The organism is Clostridium pasteurianum (genome assembly GCF_001705235.1).
In the GTDB taxonomy this organism is placed as follows: domain Bacteria; phylum Bacillota; class Clostridia; order Clostridiales; family Clostridiaceae; genus Clostridium_S; species Clostridium_S pasteurianum_A.
Genome location: NZ_MCGV01000001.1, coordinates 3,008,993 through 3,024,336 on the forward strand (window position 1 = coordinate 3,008,993; position 15,344 = coordinate 3,024,336).

12 protein-coding genes and 1 other annotated feature are annotated in these 15,344 nt (G+C 29.8%); of the genes, 7 read left to right on the top strand and 5 right to left on the bottom strand.

From position 1 onward, the window contains the following. Nucleotides 1–74: 74 nt before the first annotated feature. Nucleotides 75–1,163: a tetratricopeptide repeat protein gene (locus BEE63_RS13485; protein WP_066021879.1), complete on the bottom strand. Its 1,089-nt coding sequence runs from the start codon at nucleotides 1,161–1,163 to the stop codon at nucleotides 75–77. 545 nt (nucleotides 1,164–1,708) lie between these two features. Here BEE63_RS13485 and BEE63_RS13490 point away from each other — a divergent pair. The 3 genes from BEE63_RS13490 (at nucleotide 1,709) to BEE63_RS13500 (ending at nucleotide 6,182) form a co-directional block, all read left to right on the top strand. Next, nucleotides 1,709–2,338, top strand: a complete 630-nt coding sequence (locus BEE63_RS13490) for a uracil-DNA glycosylase (protein ID WP_066021880.1) — start codon at nucleotides 1,709–1,711, stop codon at nucleotides 2,336–2,338. Between the two features lie 11 nt (nucleotides 2,339–2,349). Further along, nucleotides 2,350–5,559 (top strand): DEAD/DEAH box helicase, encoded by a 3,210-nt coding sequence (locus BEE63_RS13495; RefSeq protein WP_066021881.1) that lies wholly within the window; start codon nucleotides 2,350–2,352, stop codon nucleotides 5,557–5,559. A gap of 155 nt (nucleotides 5,560–5,714) precedes the next feature. Then, nucleotides 5,715–6,182 carry a PTS sugar transporter subunit IIA gene (locus BEE63_RS13500; RefSeq protein WP_066021882.1) on the top strand — a complete coding sequence of 156 codons (468 nt, stop codon included), beginning with the start codon at nucleotides 5,715–5,717 and terminating at the stop codon, nucleotides 6,180–6,182. Nucleotides 6,183–6,510: 328 nt separating this feature from the next. On the opposite strand, the gene BEE63_RS13505 is transcribed toward BEE63_RS13500, so the two are convergent. Together BEE63_RS13505 and BEE63_RS13510 are read right to left on the bottom strand one after the other, a co-directional pair. After that, nucleotides 6,511–7,650 (bottom strand): toxic anion resistance protein, encoded by a 1,140-nt coding sequence (locus BEE63_RS13505; protein WP_066021883.1) that lies wholly within the window; start codon nucleotides 7,648–7,650, stop codon nucleotides 6,511–6,513. A 5-nt stretch (nucleotides 7,651–7,655) separates the two neighbouring features. Continuing rightward, nucleotides 7,656–8,657 carry a YceG family protein gene (locus BEE63_RS13510; protein ID WP_066021884.1) on the bottom strand — a complete coding sequence of 334 codons (1,002 nt, stop codon included), beginning with the start codon at nucleotides 8,655–8,657 and terminating at the stop codon, nucleotides 7,656–7,658. A 158-nt stretch (nucleotides 8,658–8,815) separates the two neighbouring features. Between BEE63_RS13510 and BEE63_RS13515 the strand changes: the two genes are divergently transcribed. Further along, nucleotides 8,816–9,595, top strand: coding sequence for an SDR family NAD(P)-dependent oxidoreductase (locus BEE63_RS13515; protein ID WP_066021885.1), 780 nt, complete (start codon nucleotides 8,816–8,818; stop codon nucleotides 9,593–9,595). 13 nt (nucleotides 9,596–9,608) lie between these two features. Further along, nucleotides 9,609–10,457, top strand: a complete 849-nt coding sequence (locus BEE63_RS13520) for a metallophosphoesterase family protein (RefSeq protein ID WP_066021886.1) — start codon at nucleotides 9,609–9,611, stop codon at nucleotides 10,455–10,457. 453 nt (nucleotides 10,458–10,910) lie between these two features. On the opposite strand, the gene BEE63_RS13525 is transcribed toward BEE63_RS13520, so the two are convergent. Then, nucleotides 10,911–11,528 carry a 3'-5' exonuclease gene (locus BEE63_RS13525; protein ID WP_066021887.1) on the bottom strand — a complete coding sequence of 206 codons (618 nt, stop codon included), beginning with the start codon at nucleotides 11,526–11,528 and terminating at the stop codon, nucleotides 10,911–10,913. 117 nt (nucleotides 11,529–11,645) lie between these two features. Then, nucleotides 11,646–11,893: a binding site (T-box leader), on the top strand. A gap of 56 nt (nucleotides 11,894–11,949) precedes the next feature. On the opposite strand from BEE63_RS13525, the gene metG reads away from it, so the two are divergent. Beyond that, nucleotides 11,950–13,890 carry a methionine--tRNA ligase gene (gene metG / locus BEE63_RS13530; protein ID WP_066021888.1) on the top strand — a complete coding sequence of 647 codons (1,941 nt, stop codon included), beginning with the start codon at nucleotides 11,950–11,952 and terminating at the stop codon, nucleotides 13,888–13,890. A gap of 57 nt (nucleotides 13,891–13,947) precedes the next feature. Here metG and BEE63_RS13535 read toward each other — a convergent pair whose 3' ends face one another. Then, entirely contained in the window at nucleotides 13,948–14,145 is a 198-nt protein-coding gene (locus tag BEE63_RS13535) for a cold-shock protein (protein ID WP_010966272.1), read from the bottom strand. Nucleotides 14,146–14,440: 295 nt separating this feature from the next. Between BEE63_RS13535 and BEE63_RS13540 the strand changes: the two genes are divergently transcribed. Beyond that, nucleotides 14,441–15,202: a TatD family hydrolase gene (locus BEE63_RS13540; protein ID WP_066021889.1), complete on the top strand. Its 762-nt coding sequence runs from the start codon at nucleotides 14,441–14,443 to the stop codon at nucleotides 15,200–15,202. Nucleotides 15,203–15,344: the final 142 nt, after the last annotated feature.

Consider the following 15,344-nt stretch of genomic DNA (forward strand, 5'->3'; position numbering starts at 1 on the left):
AATATTTTTAGACTGTATTTATATATTATACATATAATTTTAGTGGACCACAAAACTGGAATGAGTGGCGTTCGTTATAAACTGTTAGCTTTTTTAAGACATTCGTTTGCTTCTTTTTTCTTACCCATTTTCTGCAATATATAGCTTTTGTTTGTGTAAAAGGTTTTTGAAGCTGGATTTATTTTTATTGCACTGTTAATGCTACTTAATGCATCGTTTAATTTGCCCATATCAGAAAGTGAGCATGCTTTATCATTGTAAGCTGAACTATTAGAATCATCATACTTTATTGCATTGTTGTACTGAACTAGTGCTTCGGTATTTTTATTCATATTTCGGAGGGCAAGTCCTTTTGCATCATATGCATTAGAGTATTTTTGGTCTATAGATATGGCCTTATCAAAAGCTGCTATAGCTTCATCATATTTTTCATTAGAAGTTAGAGTAAGGCCCTTATTATAGTATAAAACAGGATTTTTAGGGGATATAGATATGGCTTTATCAAAAGCTGCAGCGGCATCATCATATTGTCCAGCAGATTTTAAAATTAAGCCTTTTTTGTTATAAAAATCTACATTACTTGGACTTAGTGGTAAAGCTTCATCTAAGCATTTATTTGCTTCTGTATAATTTTTAGTATTAGCTAAGGCAGAAGCTTTATTTAAATATGCTTCATAATATTTTGGATTAAGCTTTAATGCTTCATTTAACGGATCGATTGCAAGATCGCTTCTATCTATGGATATTAAATCTACTGCTCGTTCATTTAAAGTTTCTGCTGTTTTAAATCCTAAATCTAAACTTTTATCTAAGTATTTTAAGGCATTAATGTAATAACCTTGTCTTGAGAGTGCAAGCCCCTTATAGGCATAAGCTTTGCCAAACTTGTTGTTTATTTTTATGGCACTTTCAGCGCAGGAAGATGCATCTTGATATCGTTTTAAAAGTATAAAAGCGTAGGCTTTATTGGCTATAGCCTCTACATTATTTTTATTAGAATCAATTGCTGAAGAATAATCTTTAACTGCTTTAACGTATTGCTTTTTTTGAAGTTCTGTATTACCCTGTTGCAAGTATTTGTCGCTACTTGAAGCGCACCCATATAGAGTAGCAGTTAGAAGTATCAACAGAATTGATATATATTTCATTCTGGTTTTTCTCATAAAGATTCCCCCTGTATATTTATAATATGACCATTTTTATAATACAATTATATCATTTATGTAATCGCTAATCATATATATTTTTTAAGCTGAACGTTTGAAAATAAATCCGTTTATGGTGCAGAACAACTAAATGAAGCAACTGCTGAATTAAGAATGGGGTCTTTTGTAATCTAACGAGACGAAAAAGGTTGTAATCTGCTAAAGCCCGAACGTCATATATGAAAGTATCCTTCTGCTGACGCTACGGAAAATTTAAAATTTGAAATTAGAGGCTTTCCATAGTGAAATGGAGGAAAGGTGTCCTTGTTTTTATTTTAAGGAAAGGAATAGTATTGGGGGAACGGTTTAAATAAAATTCAATAAGTCTTGCCGCAAATTATAAAAAAACTTAGAAATTTTAATTTGTTTGAGCTTTTTTTCAGCGATTTATTAAAATTTATTAGTTCTTTTATAATTTGTAGCTTAGACTTATGAGTTTTATTTAATGTTTCCTAAATACTACTCCTTCCCTAATATGCTATACTAGAAATGAGGTGATAGCAATGCTTAAATGGAGAGAACTGTATGATGAGTGTTTAGAATGTCATAAATGTGCACTTGGTGAAAATAGAAAAAATATGGTTTTTGGTGAAGGAAATCTTGAATCAAAATTGATGTTTATAGGAGAGGCTCCAGGAGCTGACGAGGATAGGCTTGGAAGACCTTTTGTTGGAAGAGCAGGTCAACTTTTAACTAAGGGATTAACTACTTTAGATTTATTGAGAGAAAGAGATTATTATATAGCAAATATATGTAAATGCAGACCGGAAAAAAATAGAACCCCGTATGAGGATGAGGCAGATAGTTGTCTTCCATATTTAAGAAATCAGTTTGCCTTGGTAAAACCCAAAATAGTTGTATTATTAGGAGCAACTGCCATGAAGTTTGTGATGGAGCCAGCCTTAAAAAAAGTTTTAGAGAATGGCAGTGAAGACGATATAAATAATGAAATTAAAAACTCTGTAAAAGGTGGTCAAATGAGGATTACAAGGGATAGAGGAAAATGGCTTAAAGTTAAAGGAATTTATATGATGGCAACCTTTCATCCAGCAGCATTGTTTAGGGATGAAGCTAAGAAAAAAATATTTTGGGAGGATTTGAAGTTAGTTAAAGCTAAGTATGATGAGCTGTGAGGTGATTTATTATGTTTAATGTAACTGAGGATAGTATTAAACAGTGGATGAAACCCAAAATATACACGGAATCCTTAAGCTTTTATGAAAATGATAATATTAGTAGCATACAAATAAACGAGAGCCATAATGAATTTTATAATGCAAATTTCGTTGAACTAAAAGGAGAAGTAGAAGATTTAAATGGAAATGTACATGAGGCTCTCTTATTATTTAATGATAAAACAGGTATAAATATTATTAAATGCGATTGCAAAAAATCCAAAATTGATGATATTTGCAGTCATGTTGGTGGTATTTTAATAAAATATGTAAGGGAAAAAGGATACATTAGTGATAAATCAAAAGACTATTTTACCGAAAAGTTTTTAGATAGGATAAAATGTGATCTTATAAGGCGTGGTAAATCAGGAATTCCTGTTAATATGGAAATAAGGATTCATTATTTTACAGAAGAATTTAATAGGAGTTATGCGGAGATAAAAGCAGGGGAAGAAAAATTGTATGTAGTTAGAGATATAAGTAAGTTTCTAAATTCAGTTTTGTTAAATAAAAATATTGAATTAGGAAAAGAATTTACATACAATCGTGATAAATATTACATAAAATCAGAGGATAAAGAGACTATTAATTGTCTTTATGAAATCTATAAGAATAACATTATAGGACTTGTACAAGATAACGAAAAAATGATTTCAGGCAAGAAGGTATATCTCATAGGGACCGATATTAGAAGGATAATGGAAGCAATGAAAGATAGAATGTTCAAGTTCTCTATTGATGGAGAGGAAGATATTTCTGTAAGTATAACTAATAAATTTCCTCCAATATACATAAAGTTAGAACAAAAAAATGAATTCCTTCAATTAATATTAATGGGAGACACTCCTATATCACTTACATATGACAGCAAATACATATATTATAAAGAAAATATATATAGGCTAAATGAATATCAAATGGGTGTTTTTAAATTACTGATTGGCGAATTTTTAAGAAATAGTAACATAATAAAATTTAGTGCGGAAAAATCTCAGGAAGTATTATCATATATACTTCCTATTTTAAGTCAATTGGAAATACGAAAGAATGTAGATGATAAAATCAATGAAAAACTTTATAATAAAATGCTAAAACCTGAGATTTATATAGATAAATTTCATAGAGGCATGCTAATAAATGTTAGATATAATTATGATAATACAAATGCAAATAATGAAAAAAGTATTATTCTTAAGGATATAATGCTTGAGGTAGAAATTATACGTATTTTAAAAGAGTTTAAATTTGAAAAGTTAGAGACAGGATATGTAAATATTAATTTAGAAAATATAGTTCACTTTATGGCTTATGGAATCGTTGAAATTCAGAAAAAGGGCTGCCAGGTTTTTTATTCTGAAGATTTTAAGAGCTATAAAGTATATTCTGAGTCAAGTTATAGAGGAAATATAAGGCTAAATGATAGAAGTGAGCTTGAGATAAATTTCCAAATAGAAGGTGTTGATGCTGAAAAACTTCAAAACATATTTAATGCTATTGATGAAAAAAAGAAGTACTACGAATTAAAGGAAGGCAAATTTGTTGATTTAGATAACAAAGCTATAAAAAGTGTTAGAGATATGTTTCATTATCTTGACATAAGTCCTTTAAAGGCAGCTCAAACAGGCGTAGTGCTTTCAAAATATAATAGTTTTTATGTGGATAAGTATGTTGATGAAGAAAAGTTGGTATTTTTTAATAAGAATAAAAGGCTTAAAAAAGCAGTGAATTCATTAAAAAATGTAGATGATATAGAAATAAAATTACCCATTGAGTTTAAAGATGTAATGAGAGAATATCAAAAAAAGGGGTTTAGGTGGTTTAAGATACTTGACCATTTTGGATTTGGTGGGATACTTGCAGATGAAATGGGACTAGGTAAAACGCTTCAAACAATAGCTTTTATATGCTCAGAAAAAGAATACAGGAAACCAAGTATTATAGTTGTGCCTACATCAATAGTATACAACTGGCAGGAGGAAATAAAAAAATTTGCTCCTAAGCTTAAAGTTTTAATTATAAGCGGAAGTAAGCACGAAAGAAAAAAATTAATAAAAAACTGCATGGATTACAATGTTATTATAACTTCTTATCCTCTTATAAGAATTGATATAGAGGAGTATAGTAATATAGAATTTAAATATTGTTTTTTAGATGAGGCACAGTATATAAAGAATAAAGCTTCAATTTCAGCTAGAGCGGTAAAGAGAATAAAGGCTAAAAATCGTTTTGCACTTACGGGAACTCCTATAGAAAATTCACTTTCAGAATTATGGTCTATATTTGATTTTATAATGCCTGGGTATCTTTTAAGTCATTCAAAGTTTGTAAAAAATTATGAGAAGCCTATTATTAAGGATAAAAATAGCAGGGCAGCAATTGAATTAAATAGACATATTAGACCGTTTATTTTACGCAGAATTAAGAAGAATGTAGTAAAGGAATTACCAGATAAAATTGAACATGAGATTTTAGTTGATATGACTAAAAAGCAAAAAGAAGTTTATCATTCATATCTTAAAAATGGAAGAAATAAGGTATATGAAAATATAAAAGATAAGGGCATAAATAATAGCAAGTTTATAATATTAGGCCTTTTAACAAGATTAAGACAAATATGCAGTAATCCCGCTTCATTTATTAAAAATTATAGTGGAGAAAATTCTAAAATGGATGTGCTTATGGATATTTTAACAGATGGGATAGCAAATGGTCACAGGATATTGGTATTTTCACAATTTGTAAGTGTACTTAAAATTGTGAAAGATAGACTTAATGAAGAAAATATATCGTATATGTACCTTGATGGAAGTACTAAAATGAAGGAAAGAGTTGAACTTGCAGATAGATTTAATATGGGAGATGGAAAGGTATTTTTAATATCACTTAAAGCTGGTGGTACAGGACTTAATTTAGTAGGGGCTGATATTGTAGTACACTTTGATCCTTGGTGGAATCCAGCTGTAGAGGAGCAAGCTTCTGATAGAGCTCATAGAATAGGTCAAAAGCATAATGTTGAAATTATAAAACTTATAGCACGTGACACTATAGAAGAAAATATATATAATCTCCAGAAAAAAAAGAAAATGATTGCAAATGCAGTAGTTGACGAGGTTAATTATACTGATGAAAATATTTTATTAAATTTGAAAGAAACAGAAATAAAAAAAATATTAGGCTGAAATTGTAAAATGATAATTTAAGGTATATAATTTTAATATACTATGGTTACTAAAAGGGCATAATTAGTGATGATAATTATAAACATATCAGGATCAGCTTAATAATTAACTTATGCTTAGCATTGATTCTTATTATAATTAGGGGGGGAATATGATTGAGTTACTATGCTGATGAAAAAAATTTTGAAATAAAATCACCTGTTGATGGAGCAATACTTGATATTTCTAAAGTCGATGATTATGTATTTTCCAAAAAACTTGCAGGAGATGGAGTTGCTGTAAGATTTAAGACAAATAAAATAACTTCACCTATCAATGGAATTGTGAAGTTGGTATTATGCACAAAAAACGGAGTAGGAATAGAAAGTGAGAATGGGATTGAGGTATTACTACATATAAATGTTGAAAAAGTAGCTAATAAAAAAGGATTTTGTTTAAAGGTTAACGAAGGTGATACGGTAAATATTGGCGATGATATTCTTTGCATAGATGACAGTGTTCTTAAAAATGAGGAATTGACATTATGCGTAATAGTTACCAATATGAATGATGTTAAAGAAATACACAAAAATTCTGATCACATGGTTTCAAGGGAAGAACCTTTGTTTGCTGTAAGCATATAAAGAGCTTGGACTAATATATGAAAGGGCGATGGAACTATATTCCATTGCCCCTTTTAGCCTTAAGTAAGTAACTAAAAAAATTAATACTAAAGTTAAAAACTTTCCGTAGTGAAACGGAGAAAAGGTTTCGTTGTTTTTATTCTAAATGAAGTAACAGTATTTTGGCAACGATTTAAATAAAACTTAATAAGTCTTGCTTCAAATTACAAAAGGACTTAGAAATTTTAATTTGTCTGAGCATCTTTTCAGCGAGTTATCAAAATTTCCTAGTCCTTTTATAATTTGGAGCTTAGACTTATGAGTTTTATTTAATGTTGCCAAAATACTGTTACTTCATCTTTTTCAAGTATTCAACTTTTAAATTATTAAGTTTATTCATACCCTCATCACGGAGCTTTTTATTTTCTTCTTCTATTCTTTCTGTCTCATTAATTCCATCCATTATTATTTTCCATGTTTCTTCAAGTGTCTCGATTTTTATTGATGGAGAACCGGTTATTTTTGCTATATCAATACTTTGGTCTTTTATATTATTGGCATTTTTTAAAAGAAGTTCATTTGTAGCCTTATCTAAAGCTTCCATGGATTTTGCTACTGATTTTTGTCTTCTTAAAGTTATAGCCTGTATTAGACCATTTTTAAATACTGGTAGAGTTACTATAAAAGCAGAATGAATTTTACCTATCAGTTTATAGTTACCTTTCTGTATTGTTCGTATTTGAGGAGCTGTTTGCATAGAAACCATTTTTGCCATTTCAAGATCATAAAGTCTTTGTTTTAACATTTCAAGTGAATACTGCACTTCTTGAAGTTTAAGGGCATCTTCTTGAAGACCACTTTCTGCCTTTTCAGTCCAATAAGGTATGTCTTCACGTTCTATTTCTTGTATTGTAAGTTCACAGGCAGCAGAATATTTTTCAAGCTCTATGTAATAATCAAAATTTTGAGCAAACATTTCTTCAAGCATTTTGTTAGTATCCATTATTTCTGTTTTGTAGGAGCTTATCCTAGAATAGATTCTGTCTATTTCAGTTCCAAAGCTCTGATATTTCTTTAAAATGCTCTGAACTGTTTTTTTGCCGGAATTAAATATTTTTGAAAAAAATCCTTCTGGTTTTTCCTCAAGTTCCTGCTTATCAAATTTGCTCATTATTATAGTCAATTCCTTTAAAAGAGCACTGGAGTTTTCAACACTACTTAGCTTCATTGTTTTTAATATTCTATCTGAAAACTGTGAAATTTGTTCAGCAGGAGCATTACCAAATTGCATTATTGAATTTATATCCATTACGTTCAGATTCTTTGAAATTTCAATTACTTCTGGAGAGTTTTTTAGTTTTTCATTTATTTGTTTTATTTTATCTTCTATTTCTTTATCTGTGTCGGAAATGTTATTATTGTCATTATTAGAGATATCATTTTTTATGACTGTGTTATCTTCTTTATCATTATTAAAATTAAATCTCATTAAAGTCATCCCCTTTTAAAGAATATTTTAATTTTTCTAATTAGGTATGTAAAAAAGTTGTTTCTTTTATATCTAAGATTTTGATTTATAAATTGAAGTCTATGTAAATCAAAATAGGATTCATCTATAAAATTTTCTATATCATTTGTTCCAGCAGGATTAAAGATTACAACATCTACGCCCATGGAGTTCATGAACATCAATATTACAGCATCTGAAAAAGAAAAATTACCGCTTTTTCCGTTGTTATATAATATGATTTTAGGAACATTAAGAGGGTAATCAAAATTCTGCAATATATTAAGCAGCCTGTTGTCGAGATTTAGCATGATACTTAATATAGATATTTTCATCATAAGTCTTTCTCTAGCACTTTTATCATTTTTGTACATGAGAAAGTTGGTGAATTTATCAAGTAAAGAAAATCTTATATTTATGGAAAAACATTTTGCTTTCCAAAAATCAGGTAAGGCACAAAATTCAAGTATCCTATCAGCTATATTTTCCTGCAGCCCTGATTTTAGAGAAGTATATTTCCAGTATTCTGAAGTAAGGAGCCTCTCCTTATCTATTTGGCCCTTTTTATTCAAAAGCGATGAATAAATTTTAACTATGTTGCCTGGAGGAAAGATACGAAACATTGGAAAGCGTTTGAAAAAAAGTACATTTTGCTGATCCACAAGAGTATTTATATCATCTCTATATTTTACTACATCTTCATATACACCACTTATTTTAGAAAAAATATTAGGCACATGAACTTTATTACCTTCTATTTTCCATCCAGGACGTATAACTGCTTCTTCAGAGCTCCATATATTTATTTCATCGTAAGTGGTTTTTAGAGTATCTGCACAAACTTCATAGTCAGCAAATTGCCATGGTTCATAATAATAAGAATCTTTATCATGAAATTTTTCTTTGAATTCTTTTGTAGCTTTAAAGGCGTAAGTTTCGGTTCGATTGTCTGTTTCATATTTATTATTGTCTTCATTTAAGTGAGACACTTAATTCCCCTCCCCAGATAATTATAAAAATTAATTTATATGTTATTAAATATTATATCAAAAAAACATAATTATAGGCTAAAGATATATGCAAATTAAAAAAATCTTTCATATATTAATGATATACTATAGTTATTATAATTTTAGGAGAAATGATTATGAGCACAAAACATATGGTTCTTATAACAGGGGCTTCTACAGGGATTGGACGTGAAATGGCAAAAATATTTGCTCAAAATGGATTTAGCATTGTGATTGCAGCTAGAAATAGGTCTAAATTGATTGAACTGTCTGATGAAATTAAAAAGAAGTATACGGTAGAAGTTTTAGTAATGCCAAAGGACTTATCTATTAAAAATTCAGCTAAAGAACTTTTTGATGAAATAAGAGAGAAGAATATTGAAATAGATACACTTGTAAATAATGCAGGTATGGGAGATTGTGGCTTTTTTCATGAATCTAGTGTGGATAAAGATACAGAAATGATTGAACTTAATATAACTTCTTTGACCATTTTAACCAGAATTTTTTCTGAAGATATGGTAAGACACGGCAGCGGAAAAATATTAAATGTAGCTTCAACTGGTGCATATATGCCAGGACCATTTATTGCAGTTTATTATGCTACAAAGGCTTATGTTTTATCATTTACTGAAGCTATTGCAAATGAACTTAAAGAATTTAATATACAGGTATCGGCGCTTTGCCCCGGGGCTACTATTACTGAATTTGCTAAGAGAGCAGGAAAGTTAGAACTTAAGGGAGCTATGAGTGCAGAAAGTGTGGCTAGAATTGGCTTTACAGAATTTATGAAAGGAAAACAAGTTATAATTCCAGGATTTTTTAATAAAGTAGGATTATTATTTTCAAAATTTCTCCCTAGAAGGATTTTAGCATACGTAATTGGAAAAACGCAAAGAAAGTTGCACATAGGGTAAAGGCGGTGAAATAATGAAAATTGCTGTTTTGTCAGATATACATGGGAATTTAACTGCTCTTAATGCTGTACTTAAGGATATTAAAAAATTAGGCATTAATAAGTTTATAATTGCTGGTGACCATATCATAGATTGCCCAAATCCAAATGAAGTATTAGAAAAAATTAAAACTTTAGATGCATATATTATAAAAGGAAATAGAGAAGAATATTTACTAGATTATTATAAAGGAAAACATGATGAATGGAATAAATATAAGCAGATGGGAGCTATATTATATACATACAATATCATAAGTGAAGACAATATGAAATATATTGATGGATTACCAGAACAATTGAGAATTTCCTTACCACAAATGGATGATATAAGAGTAGTGCATGGTTCACCGTATAGAATTAATGAGGAACTTTTTCCAGACAAGCATCTTGAAAGGTTAGAAAAAACACTTAAAAATTTAAAAGAGCAAGTTTTAATTTGTGGTCATACACACTATGCATGGAGTAAAGAGATAAATAATAAATTAATAGTAAATCCAGGATCTGTGGGTGTTCCATTTAATGAAAATAAATCTGCTGAATACGCTGTTTTAACATGGAGTGGTGCTAAGTGGAAAGTTTCCCATCATCAAGTAAAGTATGACTTAAAAGAGTTACAGCAATTGTTTCTTGAAAACAAACTTTTTGAGAAATGTCAGGCTTGGTCCCGGCTAACACTTCAAAGCATAAAAGAAGGTAGGAATGTAACAATAGAGTTTATTAGATATGCTTATAAATTAGCTCAAAATGGTGGAGTTAGTGAACCGAAATTTGTGCCGAATAGCATTTGGGATATGGCAGAAAAACTTTGGTTTAATTCTTAAGCAAAATAATGTGATTAAAGAAATTAAAAATTAAGTATAGTGGCAACTTTTCCTACAATTCACTAAGAAAAACTTTTAAATTTATAAACACCGCAATTCGCACTAATAGTGATGTTATCTTATATTGTGAGGGTTTCCAAGAGAAAAGTGGCGGAAAATCTGAAATTAAAACTATATAATGCATTAAATTATTTAAATGTTAGAAAAAGTTGTTCGCACTTAAAATTCCGTAGGTACGGAGGAATTTTTACATTGCTTTACTTCTTAAGCCAAATAACAATGATGAAGGAATGATTTAAAAGAATTCTAATAAAGCTTGGTAAAAAAATCATAAAATACTTAGTGTTTTTAATTTGTTTGAGCTTTTTCTCAGCGAGTTATTAAAAACACTTAGGATTTTATGATTTTTTTGACTTAGCTTTATAGAATTCTTTTAATGTTCCTTCATCATTGTTACTCGGCTTTTTCAACTAGTTTTGAAAAATATCTTTTTGGTATATAGCCTTGTTTAATTCCCTCCACAACCAATAAATAGGTAGCTGTAGTATCAAATCTAGCATCATGAAAGTTTCCGTCTTCTTCAAAGTACTTTTGGCTCATTCTGTTAATATAAGATTCATCTATGCCTAAAAAGTTTACTACTTCTTCCAGCCTCGGCTTTTTATAATTGCCATGGTTATTTAGAATTTTACATATACCTTTGTAATAATTCATAGTACAAAAAATGTGTTTTGGATTAAAAGGTTTCTTACATTGAAATAATTCATGTTTCATGAACTTTAAATCAAAATTAACATTATGCCCTATAAAGATATCTGCATTTAGAAAATCAGGAAGCAAATTTTCTAAACTGTCCTCAAAAGATTTTCCACTACTTAGCTTGTACAAATCATCTACGCTAAAACCGTGAACTTTTTCTGCACTTGGCTCTATATAATCAACTGAAAAGAAAAAATTTTCACCAATTGTTTTATTCGGTTTTACATCTGTATCAACAAGGATATAACTTAGCTGACAAATGCTTCCGGGCATTAATCCAGTTGTTTCCGTGTCAAAAAATATCATTTTCATAAAAAATCAGGTCTCCTATACTAAAAACTATTTAGTATTATAGAATAAAAAAAAGATAATGGCAAATAATGAATAGTATAGAGTTGACAATAATGAAATTGTATACTAATATAATTATTAAGTGCATTGATGGGAAGAGTAGTAAATGGAAGCAGTTAAAGAGAGCTGATGCTTGGTGAGATTCAGCGGTGCTAAGGTTTATGAACATGGCCCCGGAGCAGAATATCTGAAGTTTAGTAGGGTATTACGTTAGCAGACGTTACACTGCAGGGTGATAAATAATTTTAAGTTAGGAGTCACTTGTTGAGATTTTCATTGTGAGATGAAAATGAATTAGAGTGGTAGAGCGAAATTACGCCTCTAAATAAGAGTTTATACTTTTATTTAGAGGCTTTTTTATTTAATAAAAGGAGTGATTTTAATGGCAGAGAAGAAAAAATTCTATATTACAACGCCTATATATTATCCATCTGCAAAGCTGCATATAGGAAACACATATACAACAGTTGCAGCAGATGCACTTGTAAGATTTAAAAGACTTCAAGGTTATGATGCTTTTTTACTTACAGGTACAGATGAACATGGTCAAAAGATTCAAAGAATTGCAGAAGAAAAGGGTATAACACCAAAAGCTTATGTTGATGAAATTGTTGCAGGAATAAAAGACTTATGGAAAATGATGAATATAAGTTATGATAAGTTTATAAGAACCACAGATGATTATCATGTAAAAGCTGTGCAAAAGATATTTAAAAAACTTTATGATCAAGGTGATATTTACAAGGGGCATTATGAAGGATGGTATTGTACACCGTGTGAATCATTTTGGACTGAAACTCAGCTTGTTGATGGAAAATGCCCAGATTGCGGTAGACCAGTTGAAAAGACAAAAGAAGAAGCATATTTCTTTAAAATGTCAAAATATGCAGATAAGCTTATAAAATATATAGAAGATCATCCCGATTTCATACAACCTGAATCTAGAAAACATGAAATGCTAAATAATTTCTTAAAACCAGGGCTTCAGGATTTATGTATTTCAAGAACTTCTTTTGACTGGGGAATTCCAGTTACATTTGATCCAAAGCATGTAATTTATGTTTGGATGGATGCACTTACAAATTATATAACAGCTCTAGGATATGGTAGTGACGATGACACTTTATTTAACAATTATTGGCCTTGTGATTTACATCTTGTAGGGAAAGATATAATAAGGTTCCATACAATATACTGGCCAATTATGCTAATGGCCCTTGGACTTCCACTTCCTAAACAAATTTTTGGTCATGGCTGGCTTTTAGTTGACGGTGGAAAAATGTCAAAATCTAAAGGGAATGTTGTAGATCCAGTAGTTCTAATAAATGAATTTGGAACAGATCCAGTTAGATATTATCTATTACATGAGATACCATTTGGATCTGATGGTTTATATAACAGCGAAATATTCATAAAGAAAATAAATTCAGATCTTGCAAATGATCTTGGAAATCTTGTTTCACGAACTATAGCTATGATTGAAAAATACTTTGATGGAGTAATTCAGCCTCCTTGTGAAAAAGATGATATAGATAATGAACTAATTGATTTGGCAGTAAATCTTCCAGAAGTTTTAGATAAAGACATAAAGGCTCTTAAAATACCAGAAGCATTAGATCACATATGGGATGTTATAAAAAGAGCAAATAAGTATATAGATGAAACAACTCCTTGGATATTAGCTAAAGATGAAAATAAGAAAAAGAGACTTGGAACTGTACTTTATAATTTAGTTGAAAGTCTTAGATTTGTAGCAGCTACAGTAACACCATTTTTACCTGATACAGGTGCAAAGATGAAAAAACAGCTTAATATAGAACTTGATTCATGGGAAAGCTTATCAGCTTTTGATGGAACAAGAGCTGGAATTAAAGTTTGTAAGGGAGAGGTAATATTCCCTAGAATTGATGTTGACAAAAAATTAGAAGAGCTTAACAAAATAAAAGAGGAACAATTGAAGGCTAGCAACAAAAATAAAATGACACCTCTTAAACCGGAAATAACTATAGATGATGTTGATAAATTAGATTTAAGAGTTGTTAAAGTTCTTGAATGTGAATCGGTAAAAAAATCTAAAAAGCTTCTTAAACTTAAAGTTGAATTAGGTGGAGAAGAGAGACAGGTGTTATCAGGTATATCTCAATTTTATAAGCCAGAAGAATTGGTTGGCAAGAAGGTTGTGCTTGTGGCTAACTTAAAACCTGCAAAACTCATGGGTCAACTTTCGCAGGGCATGATACTTGCTGTGGCAACTGATGACGATAGTAAATTGTATACTGTAGAGATACCGCAAGATATGCCTACTGGAAGTATTATAAGATAAAAAAATAATCCTCACACGAGGATTATTTTTTGTTATAATTTAATTTATATGAAAGGTTTAATGTTTTACAACATTAACTGCCTGCTCGCCCTTTTGACCTTCAGTTAAATCAAATTCAACTTCTTGACCTTCTTCTAAAGTCTTGAATCCATTGTCTTTGATACCTGAATAATGAACGAATACATCGTTACCTTCTTGGGTAGTGATGAAACCATATCCTTTCTGAGAATTAAACCATTTAACTGTTCCTAACATAAAAAAAACCTCCGTAAATTGAATATAAGATGAATAAATTACCTTCATCCACTTAATAGTATACCACTAAATCTGCATAATATTCACTGTTTTTGTTTAAATTATTATAATATATAAACAGATGATGATTATTAAAGATAATTTAAGAAATACTTTATTTTTATAATTACATATATAATTAATGCTAAATTATCGCATATATATAGCTATTTAATAAGGATATAACATAGTGATATAATTTATTATAAATAAGATTTTGCTTAGAAAATAATTTTACCATAAAGGAGATTTTAAAATGATATTTGATGCTCATGCACATTATGATGATGAACAATTTAATGAAGATAGAGAGACAGTAATAAGAGAACTTAAAGAAAATGGTATCGTTGGAGTATTAAATTGTGGTGCTTCAATGGAAGGAAGCATAGAATCTGTTAAACTAGCAGAAAAGTATGATTTTTTTTATGCAGCTGTTGGAATACATCCAGAATATGCAGATAAAGTTGATGATGATTCACTAAAACAAATAGAAAGCCTCACAAAAAATAGTAAAGTTAAGGCAATTGGTGAAATAGGGCTGGATTATCATTATGATGAAAATCCACCGAGAGAAATCCAAAAGAAAGTTTTTATAAAACAAATGGAACTAGCAGAAAAGCTTAATTTGCCCGTGATTATTCATGATAGAGATGCTCATGGTGATACACTTAATATAATAAAGAAGTTTCCAGAGGTAAAAGGTGAAATTCACTGCTTTTCTGGTAGCGTGGAATTTGCAAGAGAATGTTTAAAGCTAGGTTATTATCTTGGATTTACTGGTGTGGTTACTTTTAAAAATGCGAAAAAAGTAATTGAGGTTGTAAAGGAAGTACCACTCGATAGAATGCTTGTTGAAACCGATTGTCCGTATATGGCACCTGTTCCGGAAAGGGGAAAGAGAAACAGGTCTGAATATATTGAATATATAATAGACAAAATAGCAGAGATAAAGAGTATTCTTCCAATAAATGTAAAAGAACAAACTGTACACAATGCCAGGAACTTGATTAATATATAATTTTAGTGTACAATTAGTGCATACTTCATTTCTTAGATAAATCGGATAAGCAATGACATAATGTTTTTTAGGTCATTATCAGAATAGCATGAATAGTTGTACTTCTAAAAAGTATAACTTTTTCATATAATCATTAATATAT

Excerpts from the sequence above, each read along its gene's own strand:
- BEE63_RS13495 (WP_066021881.1), top strand. The coding sequence starts at position 2,350 with ATGTTTAATGTAACTGAGGATAGTATTAAACAGTGGATGAAACCCAAA.
- BEE63_RS13505 (WP_066021883.1), bottom strand. The coding sequence starts at position 7,650 with ATGAGATTTAATTTTAATAATGATAAAGAAGATAACACAGTCATAAAA.
- BEE63_RS13515 (WP_066021885.1), top strand. The coding sequence starts at position 8,816 with ATGAGCACAAAACATATGGTTCTTATAACAGGGGCTTCTACAGGGATT.
- BEE63_RS13520 (WP_066021886.1), top strand. The coding sequence starts at position 9,609 with ATGAAAATTGCTGTTTTGTCAGATATACATGGGAATTTAACTGCTCTT.
- BEE63_RS13535 (WP_010966272.1), bottom strand. The coding sequence starts at position 14,145 with ATGTTAGGAACAGTTAAATGGTTTAATTCTCAGAAAGGATATGGTTTC.
- BEE63_RS13525 (WP_066021887.1), bottom strand. The coding sequence starts at position 11,528 with ATGAAAATGATATTTTTTGACACGGAAACAACTGGATTAATGCCCGGA.
- BEE63_RS13485 (WP_066021879.1), bottom strand. The coding sequence starts at position 1,163 with ATGAGAAAAACCAGAATGAAATATATATCAATTCTGTTGATACTTCTA.
- BEE63_RS13490 (WP_066021880.1), top strand. The coding sequence starts at position 1,709 with ATGCTTAAATGGAGAGAACTGTATGATGAGTGTTTAGAATGTCATAAA.
- BEE63_RS13540 (WP_066021889.1), top strand. The coding sequence starts at position 14,441 with ATGATATTTGATGCTCATGCACATTATGATGATGAACAATTTAATGAA.
- metG (WP_066021888.1), top strand. The coding sequence starts at position 11,950 with ATGGCAGAGAAGAAAAAATTCTATATTACAACGCCTATATATTATCCA.